The 16,605-nt window shown below is 61.3% G+C and carries 13 protein-coding genes; 7 read left to right on the top strand and 6 right to left on the bottom strand.

Annotated elements, in window-relative coordinates; genetic code table 11:
• Positions 1-78: 78 nt before the first annotated feature.
• Entirely contained in the window at positions 79-3,909 is a 3,831-nt protein-coding gene (gene hrpA, locus V3390_RS00450; RefSeq protein WP_331703614.1) for an ATP-dependent RNA helicase HrpA, read from the top strand.
• Positions 3,910-3,912: 3 nt separating this feature from the next.
• Here the strand turns inward: hrpA and V3390_RS00445 are convergent, their stop codons facing one another.
• Positions 3,913-4,419 (bottom strand): hypothetical protein, encoded by a 507-nt coding sequence (locus V3390_RS00445; protein WP_331702883.1) that lies wholly within the window; start codon positions 4,417-4,419, stop codon positions 3,913-3,915.
• Positions 4,420-4,581: 162 nt separating this feature from the next.
• Here V3390_RS00445 and V3390_RS00440 point away from each other — a divergent pair, with 162 nt between their 5' ends.
• Genes V3390_RS00440 through tsaB form a run of 4 tightly spaced genes read left to right on the top strand, consistent with a single transcriptional unit; the run spans position 4,582 to position 11,765 of the window.
• Entirely contained in the window at positions 4,582-6,648 is a 2,067-nt protein-coding gene (locus tag V3390_RS00440; protein ID WP_425493001.1) for a RelA/SpoT family protein, read from the top strand.
• Between the two features lie 44 nt (positions 6,649-6,692).
• On the top strand, positions 6,693-9,152 hold the full coding sequence (gene mrcB, locus V3390_RS00435) for a penicillin-binding protein 1B (RefSeq protein WP_406805141.1): 2,460 nt from the start codon (positions 6,693-6,695) through the stop codon (positions 9,150-9,152).
• On the top strand, positions 9,149-11,083 hold the full coding sequence (yoaA, locus tag V3390_RS00430) for a DNA repair helicase YoaA (RefSeq protein ID WP_331702881.1): 1,935 nt from the start codon (positions 9,149-9,151) through the stop codon (positions 11,081-11,083). The genes mrcB and yoaA overlap by 4 nt, the downstream gene beginning before the upstream one ends.
• Positions 11,061-11,765: a tRNA (adenosine(37)-N6)-threonylcarbamoyltransferase complex dimerization subunit type 1 TsaB gene (tsaB, locus tag V3390_RS00425; protein WP_331702880.1), complete on the top strand. Its 705-nt coding sequence runs from the start codon at positions 11,061-11,063 to the stop codon at positions 11,763-11,765. The genes yoaA and tsaB overlap by 23 nt, the downstream gene beginning before the upstream one ends.
• A 72-nt stretch (positions 11,766-11,837) precedes the next feature.
• On the opposite strand, the gene V3390_RS00420 is transcribed toward tsaB, so the two are convergent.
• From V3390_RS00420 to V3390_RS00405, 4 genes are all read right to left on the bottom strand, one after another.
• Positions 11,838-12,347 (bottom strand): DUF3106 domain-containing protein, encoded by a 510-nt coding sequence (locus V3390_RS00420; RefSeq protein WP_331702879.1) that lies wholly within the window; start codon positions 12,345-12,347, stop codon positions 11,838-11,840.
• Between the two features lie 20 nt (positions 12,348-12,367).
• Positions 12,368-12,754 (bottom strand): hypothetical protein, encoded by a 387-nt coding sequence (locus tag V3390_RS00415; protein WP_331689521.1) that lies wholly within the window; start codon positions 12,752-12,754, stop codon positions 12,368-12,370.
• 3 nt (positions 12,755-12,757) lie between these two features.
• Positions 12,758-13,306, bottom strand: coding sequence for an RNA polymerase sigma factor (locus V3390_RS00410; protein WP_331702877.1), 549 nt, complete (start codon positions 13,304-13,306; stop codon positions 12,758-12,760).
• 74 nt (positions 13,307-13,380) lie between these two features.
• Positions 13,381-13,821 carry a hypothetical protein gene (locus tag V3390_RS00405; RefSeq protein WP_331689519.1) on the bottom strand — a complete coding sequence of 147 codons (441 nt, stop codon included), beginning with the start codon at positions 13,819-13,821 and terminating at the stop codon, positions 13,381-13,383.
• Between the two features lie 119 nt (positions 13,822-13,940).
• Between V3390_RS00405 and sufT the strand changes: the two genes are divergently transcribed.
• A complete protein-coding gene (sufT, locus tag V3390_RS00400; protein ID WP_331702876.1) occupies positions 13,941-14,492 on the top strand; it encodes a putative Fe-S cluster assembly protein SufT in 552 nt (183 codons plus the stop codon).
• 9 nt (positions 14,493-14,501) lie between these two features.
• Positions 14,502-16,070, top strand: a complete 1,569-nt coding sequence (gene murJ, locus V3390_RS00395) for a murein biosynthesis integral membrane protein MurJ (protein ID WP_331689517.1) — start codon at positions 14,502-14,504, stop codon at positions 16,068-16,070.
• Positions 16,071-16,092: 22 nt separating this feature from the next.
• Here murJ and V3390_RS00390 read toward each other — a convergent pair whose 3' ends face one another.
• A complete protein-coding gene (locus tag V3390_RS00390) occupies positions 16,093-16,578 on the bottom strand; it encodes an asparaginase domain-containing protein (protein ID WP_331702875.1) in 486 nt (161 codons plus the stop codon).
• Between the last annotated feature and the right edge of the window lie 27 nt (positions 16,579-16,605).

The raw sequence follows: 16,605 nt of genomic DNA, 5'->3' as shown, positions 1-16,605 counted from the left end.
AAATCGCAATCCGTTCGTGGTGCCGCCATCGCGCTCACTCCTGAGCTGCGTCGCGCCCGAGATGCCATTGCACAGGGCATGGCGTCGGATCGCTCGCGCCTGTTCCATTTGCACCGCCAATGGGCCGCAGCGCCGCAGGATGAGGCCAAGCAGAAGCAGTTCGCCGATTCTTTGAGTGCATCGCTGCAAAAGCGCGAACACCGCAAAGCCCAGTTGCCGAATCCAACCCTGGCCGAAGAACTGCCGATCACGAATCACGCCGAGGACATCATCAAGGCGATTCGCGAGCATCAGGTCGTGGTGATTGCCGGTGAGACCGGCAGCGGCAAGACCACCCAGATTCCCAAGCTGGCGCTGATGGCCGGCCGCGGTGAGGCCGGACAAATCGGCTGCACGCAACCACGACGCTTGGCTGCGCGTTCGGTGGCGGGTCGAGTGGCGGCCGAGCTGCAGACCGAACTGGGTGGCCAAGTCGGTTTTCAGGTGCGTTCGCAGGATCTGGTCAGCGACCGCACGGTCATCAAGTTCATGACCGATGGCATCCTGCTCGCCGAAATCCAAGGCGATAAGTGGCTGTCCAAATACGACACCCTGATCATTGACGAGGCGCACGAACGCAGCCTCAATATCGATTTCCTGCTGGGCTATCTGCGCCTGCTGCTGCAAAAGCGCAAGGACCTTAAGGTCATTGTGACCTCGGCCACCATTGATACCGAACGCTTCTCCAAGCACTTTGGCGATGCCCCGGTGATCCAGGTCGAAGGCCGGACCTATCCCGTCGAAGTCCGCTATCGCCCGCTGGAAACCGCCGAGAACGGCGAGGCCATCGGGGCCTTGCAGGGACTGGTCAATGCCATCGACGAACTCACGCAGGAAGATCCGCGCGGTGATGTGCTCGTGTTCCTGCCCGGTGAGCGCGAGATTCGCGAAGCGCATCAGGTGCTGGAGAAAAAGCGCTATCGGCATACCGAAGTGCTGCCGCTGTATGCACGTCTGAGCTCCAAGGATCAGGACCGCATCTTTAATCCCAATCCGCAGCGGCGCATTGTGCTCGCCACCAACGTGGCGGAAACCTCGATCACCGTGCCGCGCATTCGTTACGTGGTGGATCCGGGTGTCGCGCGCATCAAACGCTACTCGCCGCGGGCCAAGATCGATCGTCTGCAGATTGAACCGGTCAGCCAGGCCAGTGCCAATCAGCGCATGGGTCGGTGCGGACGCCTGAGCGAAGGCGTGTGCATCCGTCTGTATTCGCAGCATGACTTTGAGCAACGGCCGGAATTCACCGATCCCGAGATCCGTCGCGCCGCATTGGCAGGCGTGATTCTGCGCATGTTGGCTCTGGGATTGGGTGAGATCGAGCGCTTTCCGTTTCTGGAAATGCCTGATCCGCGGGCCATTACCGACGGCTGGCAGGAGTTGCTGGAACTCAACGCCATTGATGAACAACGGCATCTGACACCGATCGGACGCAGCATGGTGCTGTGGCCGGTTGACGTCAAACTGGCGCGCATGCTGACCGCTTCCAAAGAGCGTGGCGTGACGCGCGAAATGCTGACTATTGCCGCGTTTCTGGGCGTGCAGGATCCGCGTGAACGACCTGCGGATCGCCGCGCCGAGGCCGATCGAGCCCACGCGGAGTTTGCCGATCCGCGCAGCGAGTTTGTCGGCATCCTCAATCTGTGGCGTGCCTATCAGCAAGCGCACGAGGAACTCAGCAGCAGCAAGCTACGGTCTTGGTGCCAGAAGCACTTCGTCGGATTTCTGCGGATGCGCGAGTGGCGGGATCTTCATCGCCAGTTGAAAGTGCAGATGGATGCGCAGAAGTGGCCGCTCAATGACGATCACGAAACGCTCGAACCGACGCAATATGCGCAACTGCATCGGGCGCTGATTACCGGCATTCCGACGCAAGTCGGGCATCGCAACGAGAAGGGTGGTCTTGACGGTCCGCACGGTCGCAAGTATCTGATTTTCCCCGGCTCGCCGTTGGCCAAGAAGCCGCCGGCATGGCTGCTGTCGGCGCAGATTCTTGAGACCGAAAAAGTCTGGGGCCTGACCAATGCGGCTATCGAGCCCGAATGGGTGATCGAGGCCGTTCCGCATCTGCTGGCGCGCAAGCATTTCAATCCGCGCTGGTCGCGTTCGCAAGGACGGGTACTCGGCAGCGAGCAGATCAGTCTGTTCGGTCTGGTGTTGGCGCCGCAAAAACCGATTCACTACGGTGGTCTGTATCCGCAGGAGGCCCGTGAGCTCTTCGTACGCGATGCGCTGTTGACGTTTGAGATCGATACGCGCAGCAGTTTCCTTGCCCACAATCTCAAAACGCTGGATCAGGCCCGCGAGGAAGAGGCCAAGCAACGCCGCACCGGTCTCGTTGTCGATGAAGACTGGATGGCGCGCTGGTATCTGGACCGTCTGCCGCCCAACGTGCACAACGTGCAGGCGCTCGATCAGTGGACGCGCAAGCAGTCGCCCGAGGAACGGCGTAAGCTGCAATGGTCGCTGACCGATCTGCTGATTGCGGATCCTGCCAATGCGGAGCGCTTCCCGCCGTATTGGCCGTTGGGCGATGCACGTCTGGGTGTGCGATATCAGTTCGAGCCGGGCGCCGCCGATGACGGCATGAATATCAAGGTGCCCTTGCACCTGCTCAATGCACTCGACCCGAGTCGTTTGAGTTGGCTCGCACCGGGTCTGGTCGAAGGCAAGGCCGCCGCGTTGATTAAAACGCTACCTAAGCCATTGCGTCGTCACGTGGTGCCTGCCCCCGATTTTGCCAAGGCCTTTGCGCAAGCGTACGGCGAATGGAATCACGGACTGCCGCCCTCGGCGGACTCGATGGCCGGGGCCTTGGCCAAGTTCCTGAGCAAGGTCGCCGGTGAGGCGATCGCCACCACCGATTTCGACGAAGCCGCATTGGAGTCGAACTGGCGCGCCAACTTGCAGCTGACGGACAGCAAGGGCAAACAGGTGCTGGCGCAGTCGCGCGATCTGGACGCGCTCAAGTCACGTTACGGCGAACAGGCCGCGCAGGCCTTTGCCGCTCAGGCCACCGCCAATTTGCGGCAGCAGGAGCTGACCGAGTTTCCGGTAGAGCCCCTGCCGTTGCAGGTGCGTGCAGCAGGTGGGGTGCCTGGCTTCGTGGCGCTGCGCGACGATGGCGATCACGTCAGCGTGCAAGTGCTGGCCGATCGCGAACAGGCACAGACGCTGCACGCGCAAGGTGTCGAGCGCCTCCTGCGTCTGCATCTGCGCGATGCCATCAAACAGGCGCGCAAGCAGTTGCCGCTCAATCCCAAGGCCGCATTGCAGTACACCGCCATTGAGCAACGCGATATCCACGCCTTGCGTGAGGAGCTGGTCGAAGGCGCGCTCAGCGACCTACTGGCCACGAGCGATCTAAGTGTCCGTGACCGTGCTGCCTTCGAGATGCAGTTGAAGCAGGTCAGTAAAGAGCTGTTCCGCGAGGCGATGCAACGCTGGCAGTTGGCCGATACCGTGTTGGCCGCCACCGCGCAGGTGCGCGCGCAACTCGATACCAAGCTGATGGGCTGGGCCTCGGGCAACATGGACGATCTGCGCAAACATCTGGAAACGCTGACGAGCAAGGGCTTTTTGAGTCGCGTTCCGATCACGCAGTTGCGTGAATATCCGCGTTATCTCAAGGCCATGACGCTACGGGCGGAGCGCGCCAAGGACAATCCGCAACGCGATCAGCAACGCCTCCTGGAACTCAAGCCGTTTGTCGATGCGCTGACGAAGGCCGACCTGTCGCAGTCGTCCTGGCAGGAATTCGGTTGGGATCTCGAGGAATTGCGCGTGCAGACGTTTGCGCAGGAACTGGGCACCAAGCGTCAGGTTTCCGTCAAGAAACTGGCGCATCGGCTCCAGCAGCTGCTGCGATAAGGCTTATTTGACGCGGCGGACTTTAGCGCGCGTGTTGTAGCCTTCGACGATCATCCACCAGCTGTTGAGAATGCCGGGGCGCATCTCGACCTTGGGATTGGTCAGACGCACGTTGAGTTCAGCCGCTTCGGACTGTTCCCATTCCTGGCCGTTGTCGAGTTTGTACACACGACCTTGCGAAAATCCGCGGAAATCGCCGACTAGCCGCGCATGGATCGACTCGCGCTTGCCGTCAAAGTCAAAGAAGCCCTGCGCCTTGGTCTTGGCGATCTGCAGCGCTGATTGAGTCGCCTTGGCGGTTTCGGTCTTCAACGTGCCGTTGAGCCACTGATTCAGCGTGGCCAGTTCGCTGGCACTGAGCTTGTTCAAGCCGGCGGCACGGAATTCATCGGCGCTCATGCGCTGTTCGATGGGTTGATCGGCGACGGCCGACTGGGCCATGGCCAAAGGCGCCCACACGGCGGAACCGGTGAGGATGGCGGACAGGAGCAGGGCATTTAGCGTGCGCATGGACGAATCCTGATAGTCTGAAGGCTTCAAGTGTAGTCTGTTCCAGCCGTGAATCTCTCGCCGCCGGTCGTCCCGACCGACCCCGCATCCAATTCCGTTCAGCCGACCTGGCAGTCGGTGCTGAACGCTGCCCGCAAGGCCGGCCTGAATGCGCCACATGCCATGGTGCTAGAGTCCGCCATCGAACGCACAGGTGTCGCCGCGCCCGATGCGCTCGAGACCGCGGTGGTGTCTGACACGCTGGCCCTGCTGGCTACGCTCAATGCCGAGTCCGAGTTGCTGCTCGCTGCCATCCTGCACCGACAAATGGCCTTGCAGCAGGCCATGCCCATCAGTGCTTCGCTACGGACGCTGCTAGAGGGACAAATCGCCGCGCGCCAAGTCAGCGATCTGCACGATGGCAGTACCGGTGCGCGCAACAGCGAGGGCTTACGGTCACTGCTGCTGGCGCTGGTCAAAGACCTGCGGGTGGTGCTGATTCTGCTGGCGCGACAGCTGGCTCGGATGCGGCACATCGCGCAGTTTCCGGAGTCGCAGCGCTCGTCGCTGATTGAACTCACGCGCGATATCCATGCGCCATTAGCAAATCGTCTGGGCATCTGGCAACTCAAATGGGAGCTCGAGGATCTGGTGCTGCGGCATACCGAACCCGAGACCTACATTCGCATCGCCAAGCTGCTCGACGAAAAACGCATTGACCGTGAGCGCTTTATTGCCGATGTCACCCGGGACCTGCAGGAGGCGCTCGACGCGCAGGGCCTGCAGGCCAAGGTCCTGGGCCGCCCCAAGCACATCTACAGCATCTGGAAAAAGATGTCACGCAAGGATGCGCCGATCGGTGAGCTGTACGATTTGCGTGCGGTGCGGATTCTGGTTAGCGATGTCACCGCCTGCTACACCGCGCTCGGTATCGTGCACTCGCTGTGGCTGCCGATTCCGTCAGAGTTTGACGATTACATCGCGCGGCCCAAACGCAATGACTATCGCTCGCTGCATACCGCAGTGATCGGGCCACAGGGTAAGACGCTCGAGGTGCAGATTCGCACCTTTGATATGCACGACAAGGCCGAGCTGGGTGTGGCGGCGCACTGGCGTTACAAAGAGGGCAGCGGTAACGATGCCGCGCTCGATCGCAAGATCGCGTGGATGCGTTCACTGCTCGATCAGTCGCCCGATGAGCTCGGCGGCGCCTTGAAAAATGAACTCGAAGAAGACCGCATCTACGTGCTGACGCCTAAGGGCGAGGTGGTGGATCTGCCGGTCGGTGGCACGCCGCTCGATTTCGCGTATCACGTCCACACCGAGGTAGGTCACCGCACACGCGGCGCCAAGGTCAACGGCAACATCGTCAATCTCGATGCGCCGCTCAAGACCGGTGATCGCGTCGAGATCCTGACGGGCAAGGTATCGGAACCTCGTCGCGATTGGCTGGTCGAGGCCAACGGGTTTCTGGCCAGTCAGCGTTCGCGCGGCAAGGTGCGGGCCTGGTTCAACAAGCTCGACCGTGAGCGTAATCTGGTCGCGGGCAAGGAAATGCTCGACAAGGAACTGCGTCGCGTGGGTCTGCTCAATGCCGACTTGCGTGAGGTGTTGGGCAAGTTCAATGCTGCCACCGAGGGCGATCTGCAGGTGCTGGTGGCGCTGGGCGATGTCGGGCCCTCGCAAGTGGCTCGTGCCGTGCAGGAGGCCGAACGCGAGCGCGATCGTCCTGCCGATGCATTGCCCGCCGACGGCAGCGTGGTCTTTAAGCGGGCCAAGCCCATGCCGGCAACGCAGACGCCGTTTGTGGTCGGCGGCGAGGGCAATCTGCTGGTGCAGGTGGCCAAGTGCTGCCAGCCGGTGCGCGGCGAGCCCATCGTCGGCTATCTGACCAAGGGGCGTGGCATCAGTGTTCACCGGCCCGACTGCGGGTCGCTGCTGCGACTGCGCGAACGCAATCCGGAGCGCGTGCTGGCGGTCGAGTGGGGTGTCTCCGTCCGTGATCGGCAGGAAGTCGATATCGAAGTCGATGCCACCGACCGACGCTTCCTGCTCAAGGACATCAGCGATACGCTGGCTTCGGCCGATACGCCGGTGGTGATGGTCAACAGCGAGCGCCACGGTCGTCAGGGTCAGGTGCGCGTGGTGCTGCGTTTGCGCGTTTCGGATTTCGAGCAGTTGGCCAAGGTTCTGGGCCGTCTGGCGGCCTTGCCGGGCGTGCACCATGCGTTCCGGCGGCACCTGCGCTAGACTGAACCGCATTCCCCGTAGAACGTTTGGCTCCAGTGCAACCAATTGACCGCGACCCCGATTACGACGACGTTGCACCGGACGCGGACGACGAGTGGGCAGATTACGACGAGGGCCCGAGCTGGCTGTCGCGCCTGTTGCGCATCGGCGTGACGGTAACCGCCTTGGGTCTTGGCTTTCTGCTGCCCTACGTGCTGTATCTCAACGGCCAGGTCACGGAGCGCTTCGGCAAGCTGCAGTGGCAGGTTCCGACACGCGTGTTTGCACGTCCCCTGCTGGTGGCGCCCGGTATCCCGCTCGATGATGCCTCGCTCAAGACCGAACTCAATGCTGCCTCGTACTATCCCGGCGATGGCCTGCGTCCCGGCACGTATTTGCAGGAGGGTAGCCGTTGGGTTATCTCCAGCCGTGGTTACAACGATGTGGATGGCCGCATCCTTCCTAAAAAAGTCGAACTGACCCTGTCCGAAGGCAAGGTCGTCGATTTGCGCGATGCCTCGGCCCGGACCGAACTGCGGGCTGCACGATTGGATCCCGCTCGCATTGCCACGCTGTACGGCAAGATGCAGGAAGAGCGTCGTCTGGTCCGCATTGACGAAGTGCCCGAGTTGTTGGTCACCGGTTTACAGGCCGTCGAAGATCGCGATTTCAATCATCACATCGGCATCGATTTCGGTGGCTTGGCGCGTGCCGTATTCAAGAACATGGTCGCCGGTGAAATTGTCGGCGGTGGCAGTACGCTGACGCAGCAGCTGGCCCGTTCGGGTTTGCTCGGCATCGGCAAAGAACAGACGTATAGCCGTAAATTCAAGGAAATTCTGTACGCACTGCTGCTCGAGGCGCGCTACGACAAGCGCACCATTCTCGAGGCGTACTTCAATCAGGTGTTCCTGGGCCAGCGCGGTAACAATCCGATCATGGGTGTCGCTTCCGGTGCTGAATTCTGGTTCGGCAAGGATCTCAAGGATCTGGAGCCGCATCAGATTGCGCTGCTGATCGGTATGGTCAAAGGGCCTTCGTATTACGATCCGCGCAAACATCCCGAGCGTGCCTTAGAGCGCCGCAATTTCGTGCTGGGTGAAATGCGCGAGACGCAACTGATCACCGAGGCGCAGTACAACCGGGCCACGCAGGCACCGCTCGATGTCAGCAAGACACCGGGACAGTCGTTCGCCAATCGCTTCCCGGCGTATGTTGATCTGGTCCGTCGCCAGTTGGCACGTGACTACGATGAAAATGCGATCTCCGGTCAGGGCCTGTCGGTGATGTCGGGCATGTCGCCAAGCGCGCAGGCCTATACCGAATCCGCGGTGGCGGCGACGCTGAAATCGCTGCAAACCAAGGGTCGTCCGTCACTGGAAACGGGCACGGTCGTGACCGATGTGCAGACCGGCGATGTGCTGGCCGTAGTCGGTGCGCACGATTACAACGTGGCGGGCTATAACCGCGCGGTGCAGGCGCAGCGACCGGTGGGCTCTCTGCTCAAGCCGTTCGTGTACTTGCTGGCGCTGGGCGAACCTTCGAAATACAACTTGGGCACGTGGCTTAACGACGATCCGGTGCGTGTGGATCTGGGTAACGGCCAAGTGTGGCAACCCAAGAACTCCGACGGTCGCAGTCACGGTTCGGTCCGCATGATTGATGCGCTGGCCAACTCGTATAACCAGAGCACGGTGCGCGTCGGCATGGACATTGGCGTGGCGCGGCTCAATAAGCTGATGCTGGCCTTGGCCGGTATTCAGGGCACCAGCAATCCGTCGGTGATTCTGGGTGCAACCGAGCAAAGTCCGTATGCGATGGCGCAGTTGTATCAGTTCCTGGCCAGTCACGGCAAAGTGCAGAGTCTGCATGCAGTGCGTGGTGTGCTCGATGCGCGCGGTATGGCCATCAGCCGTTACGACACCAAGGCCGCTGCTCCGCCGTTGGGTGATTCGACTGCAGCCGAACTGGTGACCTATGCGCTACAGGAGGCGGTGCGTAGCGGAACCGCGCGCCAGCTGCAGGCCGACGGTCTGGGGCGCTTGAATGCCGCCGGAAAGACCGGTACGTCGAACGACAGCCGCGACTCCTGGTACGCCGGCTGGACGGGCTCTCACCTGGCCGTAAGCTGGGTCGGCAACGACCGCAATCAGCAAACCGGCCTTTACGGCGCGACAGGCGGCATGCGCGTGTGGTCGAATCTGTTCAAGCGTTTGCCCACGTTGCCCTTGGGCCTGACCAATCAGGGCATCGAATACGCCGCAGTCATTGGCGCCGATACCGTGCCCGCAGATTGCCCGGGTGCACGTCGTCTGCCGTTCGTCACCGGATATACACCGCCGATGATAGCCTGTCCGAACGTACCGGCCGTCAGTGATCCGGTTTCCTCTACGGTCGACGAAGTCCGCGACCGTGTTGGAGAGTTCATGAATTCCATCTTTGGCGGCGGTGATTCCGGTTCGGAGCCGCCTTCCCCACCACCGGCCAATGCGTCGGAACCTGCGCAGGGTCCGCAACCGAAATGACGGGTGATCTGGCTCAGCGCAGCCGCGCCGCGCTGGGCAGTTCGGGTGAACTGGTGCAGGCGCTGCCAAACTTCACGCCACGTCTGGCGCAGCAGGATCTGGCGGCGGCGATTGCCGACGCGATCGAGGATAGCGCCGAACTGGTCTCCGAGGCCGGTACCGGTACCGGTAAGACGTTTGCGTATCTGGTGCCGGTGATTCTGTCGGGTCGCAAGGCGATCCTTTCGACAGGGACCAAGGCGCTACAGGACCAGCTGCATCAGCGCGATTTGCCGCGAGTGCGCGAGGCGCTGGGTGTCGGGTTCCGTTCGGCGCTGCTCAAAGGGCGTGCTAACTATCTGTGCCTGCATCGTCTGAATACGGCCAACCAGCGAGATCTGTTTGCCTCGCCGGCCGAGGTGCAGCAGTTCGGCGCCATTCGCACTTGGGCCAAACGCACGCAGTTCGGCGATTTCAACGAGCTCAGTAGCATCCCTGAGGGCGCGCGCATTCTGTCGCAGGTGAGCTCCACCGCCGACAGTTGTCTGGGTACCGATTGCGAGTTCTACGAAGATTGCTTTGTGGTCAAGGCGCGTCAGCGTGCGCTAGCTGCCGATGTGGTCGTCGTCAATCACCATCTGCTGCTGGCCGACCTGAGTCTCAAGGACACCGGCATGGGGCAGGTGCTGCCCGATGCGCAAGTCTTTGTGATCGACGAGGCCCATCAGTTGCCCGAGTTGGCCGGTCAGTTTCTCGGCAGTGTGGTCAGCGGCAATGCCGTCGCCGAAGTCGGGCGCGATGCCATTCGTGAAGCGGAACAGGCCTCGGGTACCTTGGCCCTGGTGCGCCCGCGTGTGGATGGCGTGCTGTCAGCCTTGCGGCAGGCACGCAAGCGCATGGACGGTCTGCCGGCCAAAGGACCGCGCGATGCGTTCATGCAGTGGCCGACGGCGTCGGAGGGACTCGATGAACTCAAGGACGCGTTAGTCGGTTTACTCGAGCAGTTGCAGGCAGTGGCCGATCAGACTCCGGGCCTGCTGCGCTGTGCGGAGCGTTGCCGGGATCATCTCGATACGCTGGCCGACTGGACCGGTGCGCAGCGCAGTAACGGCGTGTACTGGTTTGAGCTGGGGCAGCACAGTTTCCGTCTGCGCTATACGCCGATGGATGTCAGTGACTCGCTGCGCAATCAGCGCGAGCAGACGCAGGCCAGTTGGATCATGACGTCGGCGACCCTCGCGGTCGACACTTCGTTTACGCATTACACCGAAAAAATGGGCATGAATGAGCCGCGCACGCTGATCGCGCCCTCGCCATTCCGATGGGATGAGCAGTCCTTGCTGTACGTGCCGCCAAATCTGCCGGATCCGTCCGATCGCGATTTCATGGCCGCTGTGATTGATGCCGTAAGGCCCGTGCTCGAGGCCAGCAAGGGGCGTGCGTTCCTGCTGTTTGCCTCGCATGCCAATCTGCGCAAGGCCCATGCCTTGCTCAAGGACGGCCCGTGGCCTTTGTTCGTGCAGGGCGAAGGCGCCAAGAACGCGTTACTCGACGGGTTCCGGAAATCCGGCAACGGCGTCCTGCTCGGTACGGCTACGTTCCGCGAAGGCGTGGATGTGGTTGGGGACGCCTTGAGCGTGGTAGTCATTGATAAGTTGCCGTTTGCACCGCCCGATGATCCGGTTTTAGTGGCGCGGCAGGAGGATATTCGCAACCGTGGCGGCAACCCGTTCGCCGATGAACAGGTGCCGCAAGCCGTGATTGCGACCAAGCAGGCTGCGGGCCGTCTGATTCGCAGCGAGACCGATCGCGGCGTGCTGGTTATTGCCGATCCGCGATTGCTCGGCAAATCCTATGGCCGCCGATTTATCCATTCCTTGCCGACTATGCGTCTGACGCGGCAACTACAGGACGTGCAGGAGTTTTTTAATGAATCCAATACTGGCGATTGAAACGGCCACCGAGGCCTTGTCCTTGGCCGTTCGCGATGGCGATCGCATTTGGGAGCGGCACGAAATCGCGGCGCGCAAGCAGGCCGAATGGATCCTGCCGTGGACCGATGGGTTATTGCTCGATGCCGGCGTGAATCGTCGTGACTTGCAGGCCATCGCCGTCAGCATCGGCCCCGGTGCATTCACCGGAGTGCGTCTGGGACTCTCGGTCGCGCAGGGCATGGCGCTGGCGCTCAACGTGCCGCTGATCGGTGTCTCGACTTTGGCCGCGTTGGCCATGGGTGCTGTACGTATTTCCGGCGCGCAACGCATTCTGGCGGTCATTGATGCACGCATGGGCGAAGTCTATGCCGCTCGCTTTGCCTGGCGCGATGGCGTCCTGATGCCCGTAGGTGCGGCCCAGGTAGTGGCGCCTTCGAACTTGGATCTAAGCGGTATTGATGCCGGCTGGCATGTGGTCGGCACCGGTATTGATGCCGTCGAAGGCACCTTGCGCCAACGCTTGCCCGCGGATTGCGCGAACGATGCGACGGCCTTGCCGCATGCGACCGATGTGATGACCTTGGCCGATGTCGAGATCGCGGCGGGTCGTCTGAGCTTGCCGGAACAGGTCGAGCCTGCGTACCTGCGCAACCGCGTGGCATTGACTATCGCCGAACGCGAACAGGGCGAAAAGCTGTAAAAAAAAGCCCCCGCCACTCCGAGAGCATGGAGTCGGCGAGGGCACGCGCTCTCGACCAGCGCGAAAGCAGTGTTACTTGGCGGGCGGCGGCGTCACTGGCGGTGCCGGCGGTTTCGGCATTCCCATGCCCAGGCCATGAGGCGGACGCTTAGGCATCTTGATGCGGACATTGGCCGGAGCCGGATTGGCCTTGACCCAGGCAAGGCGGTCGGCCTCGCTCATCTTGAAGAACGAATCCAGAAACGCCTTGCGTTCCGTTTCTTTGAGGCTTTGCATCTTGTAGAACACGGCGCGACGGGCCTCGCGCGCGGCCGGGGACATCGCTTGGAACTTGCCGCGACCCTTGTGCGCAGCGGCGCGTTGTTCGGGCGTCATCTGCGACCACTTGGAGGCGTGTTCCAGCCAGCGGGTGCGCTGTTCGGGCGTGGCCTTGTCCCAGCGATCACGGATTTGGGCGGTCAGCAGATCGCGCTGGGTCGGGTTCAATTGTTCCCAGCCGCCAGTCGTTGCAGTTTGAGCGAAGGCCGAGCCGGCGAACATGGCGCCAATCAGGGCCAGAGACAGAAAGTTACGTTTTTTCATGGGTTACTCCGAAATGGAAATCAGTTTTGGGCCAGCGCGGTTGCCTCGGGCGAGGACAACCAGGCATAGAACGCGGGATCTTCATCCCACGTCGTCGAGTCGTCGACGTTCAACACGTCGGCGCCTTGCCGGCTCACGGGGTCCGTGGTGACTTGCGCCACGGGTGCTGCGGCCTGTCGTGCGGCCATCTTGTAGTTGGGTAGTATCAGCGCGGCAGCGAACAGTGCCATGGCCACGGCACCGGCACCGAACAGCAGGCGCAGGGGGCGTTTGGGCGCAGCGGCAGTGCTCGCCGCGTCCTGACGCAGTGTGCTGTGACGAATCTGTTCTAGCCGGTAACGCGTATTGAGCGAAACCTGCTGATGTGCAGTGTCGAACAGTTGGCGGATGACAGTGTCGTTATTCATGGCTTAAAGACTGCGTGAATTAGGGGATAAATCATCGGGTTGGATAGTGGTATCAATGGCGTGCCGCGCACGCGACAGGTGGGTCTTGACCGAGCCCTCGGAACAGCCCATCACGGCGGCGGTCTGGGCCACGTCGAGCTGTTCGACGATGCGCAGATAAAACGCCTCACGCTGCCGCGCAGGTAAGGCAGCCAAGGCCGTTGCCAACGCCGCATAGGTTTGCCGTGCCTGCAACATCCCGGCGGGATCATCGTGATCGACGCCTTGCCAATCGGGCTCCCAGTCAGAGTCCTCGTGGTTGTTGCTCTTGGGTTGCGTCAGCCAGCGCAGGCGCAAGCCGGCACGACGCTGAAAATCCACGATGCGATTGCGCAGGATCTTCCAGAAGATTGGCGTCCATTCGGTGGCCGGCACATCGCGATACTGCATCATCTTGAGCATTGCATCCTGCACGGCATCGAGTGCGTCATCTCGGTTACGCAAGCCAAGCTCGGCAAAACGAAACGCCCGCGGGCCGATTTCGGCAAAGAATAGATCCAGAGTTTTTTGCATCGGCGGATTCACACTCCCATCAACGGAGCGCACGGGCTTCGGTTGACGTGCTGCGCGCAAGCGATGGCGACCGTTCAGGTGGCGCGATTGGGGCGACTGGCCAGCATCGAGGCAATGAACAGGGCCATGGCATACCAGAACCAGTCAGTTACCGTATTCATCAGGCGAATCTTGAACAGGATTTGCGGGTCGCCGACGTGGGACAGAGCCTGCAGGATGTTTGGATTGTGCTGCAGCGAGTAGAGCACCGAGGCCATCCAGTAGTTGGCCAGCGCAATGGTGGCGGCGGTGAACAGCATGGTCACCACCGGGCGCGAATCCTTATAGGGCCAGCCCAGCTTGCGGATAAACCACGCCAGATCCATGGCGGCCAGAACCGCCAGCCAGGATAAGGTTGACCCCGTCGCGCCGGCAAAGAACACCCACATCGCCGCAAAGCACACCGACGCAAACGCCAGCACCACCGGCATATGCCAGCGGACGGCAGGGTGCGACAGAGACGGCGACGTGTTCACAGGCACTCGCAGCGGATTCAAGGCGGGATTGGCGCCATTGTAAGACAGCCATCGTCGCGAAAACGCGGAATTTTGGAAATTGGACTAAAATAGTCCTCTATCCGTTTATCCGTGATTCCATGTACTCCCGCAGCAGTGAACCTATCCGTTTTGACCGTGACGCCGAGGTTGTCATGGTGCCCTCCGGCGAACGCGTCAATATGCCTGCGGGCAGCATTGGCTACATCACTCAGGCACTGGGCGGCAGCTACACGCTCTTTATCGAAGGCAACATGTTCCGTCTGCACGGTGTCGATGCCGACGCCATCGGTAAAGAACCGGTTCCGCCGATCGAAATGCCGGCTGACGCCACCGACGAGCAGGTTGAGCAAATGGTGTGGCAACAGCTTCGCACGTGTTTTGATCCGGAAATCCCGGTCAATATTGTCGAGCTCGGGCTGGTGTACAAGGTCGAGATGTCACGCACCGAATCCGGTGAGCGCAAGGTCTCTGTGGATATGACCCTGACAGCGCCGGCCTGCGGCATGGGCGAGATTCTGATTGATGATGTGCGCAGCAAGGTCGAGATGATTCCGACCGTTGCCGAGTGCGATGTCGAGCTCGTGTTCGATCCGCCATGGAACCGCACCATGATGTCGGAGCTCGCCAAACTCGAAACGGGCATGATGTAATACGCCCATATGGCGAGCAATGCATTTCTGGTCGGTGCGGGCATCTTACTGAGCCGACTTTCGGGTCTGGTCCGCGAACGCGTTTTTGCGCATTACTTCGGCAACTCCGATGCAGGCGATGCGTTTAAGGCCGCCCTCAAGATCCCCAATATTCTGCAGAACCTGTTTGGCGAAGGCGTCCTCTCCGCCAGCTTTATCCCCGAATACGCCAAGCAGATTGCGCATGGCGATACCCGCGAGGCCACTCGGCTGGCCGGCGTACTCGGCACCATCCTGCTGTTGGCGATGGCCTTGCTGTCGGTGCTGGGTGTGTGGGCGACGCCGTACTTAATCGATTGGATTGCCCCCGGTTTTCACGGTGCCAAACGACTGCTGACCATTGATATCGTGCGCATCCTGTTTCCGGGTACTGCACTGCTGGTGATGTCGGCGTGGTGCCTTGGCATTCTGAATTCGCATCGCCGATTCTTTTTGTCCTATGCCGCGCCGGTGATCTGGAACGTCGCCATTATCGGCGCCATGCTGCTGTTTGGCGGCGTGCAGGATCTGTCGTCGCTGGCGCGCTATACGGCCTGGGGTCTGGTCGTCGGCAGTGGCCTGCAATTGCTGGTGCAGTTGCCGTCGACCTTACGACTCGTGCAGCATCTGCGCCCCTCCCTGGATCTCAAGGTGCAGGGCGTGCGCTCGGTCCTGCGCAATTTCGTGCCGGTGGTGATCTCGCGCGGCGTAGTGCAGATCAGTGCCTATATTGACAACATGATCGCCTCGCTGCTGCCGACCGGTGCCGTCTCCTCGCTTGCGTATGCGCAGACTCTGTATCTGCTGCCAGTATCGCTGTTCGGTATGAGTGTTTCGGCCTCGGAGTTACCGCTGCTGTCGCAAGCCAAGGGTAGCGATCAGGAAGTCAGCGAGTTTCTGATCACGCGAATCAACCGTGGACTGGAGCGCATTGCGTTCTTTGTCGTGCCATCGGCTGCGGCGTTTATTCTGCTCGGTGATTTCATTGTCGGCGCGCTGTTCCAGACCGGTCAGTTCGGCGCACGCGATACCAATGCCGTCTGGTATGTGCTGATGGGCGCATCGGTCGGCCTGCTGGCCACTACGCAATCGCGCCTGTATTCCTCGGCGTTTTATTCACTCAAGGACACCAGGACGCCGCTGCGTTTTGCTCTGGTGCGAGTCACGTTCGGTATCGCGATCGGTCTGCTGCTGGCGCTCAAGATGCCGCAGTGGCTTGGTATCCCACCGATTTGGGGCACCGTCGGTCTGACGGTGGCCGCGTCCATCGCCTCGTGGGTTGAGTTCGTCCTGCTGCGCCGACGCTTTAATCATCGCGTGGGTCTGACCGGCATGCGCCGCAACTATCAGCTGCGCGTGTGGTTGGCGGCCTTATTTGCCTGTGGTGCTGCGGCGCTGGTGATGCGCTTTGTGCCGCTGCCGGCATTGCACGTCATCATTCGCGCACTGATTGCAGCCGCCATCGCGGGCCCGCTGTACCTGGGGCTGGGTTTGGCATTGCGCCTGGAACCGGCGCAGGAATTGCTTGGCAAAGTGACGCGCCGTCTGCGCCGCCGCTAACAGCGGCGCATGGAACTAGGCGTCAGAGCGACTCGAAGCGATTAGCTTCGACGTTCTTGCGGACCTTGAACGGATCCCAGATGCGGCCGTTCATGGCAATGTAGACGCCCGGCGGCAGCGATTGCACCGCACCCACCGCCGTACCGATATTGAATTCGGCATCGGAGCCGCGGAAACGTGCGGGATTCAGGGCACCGGTCAGGACGATGATCTTGCCTTCGACCGATTTGAGGACCTTGGCGGTTTCAACCATGGAGTCGGTGCCGTGGGTGATCAGGACGTGCTGATCCGGTTGGGCAGCAACGGTGGCGCGCAGCAGTTCGCGGTCGGCATCGTTAATATGCAGCGAATCCTTGCGCAGAATCGGAATCACGCTGAATCGGAAGGCCACGCCGAGCTCCTGGAGAATACGCCCGATTTGCGGTTCGCCGACCTGGAAATCCGATTTGTCATCGAAGTAGATTTTGTCGATGGTGCCGCCGGTAGTGACGATGCAGAGCGAGTCCATAATGCGAATCCGGTGTTGCGGGGTCAG

This window comes from Aquilutibacter rugosus (assembly GCF_036541335.1).
GTDB classification, from domain to species: domain Bacteria; phylum Pseudomonadota; class Gammaproteobacteria; order Xanthomonadales; family Xanthomonadaceae; genus Aquilutibacter; species Aquilutibacter rugosus.
The sequence above is the reverse complement of the archived record's forward strand: the minus strand, read 5'-3'. Positions and strand labels throughout refer to the sequence as shown.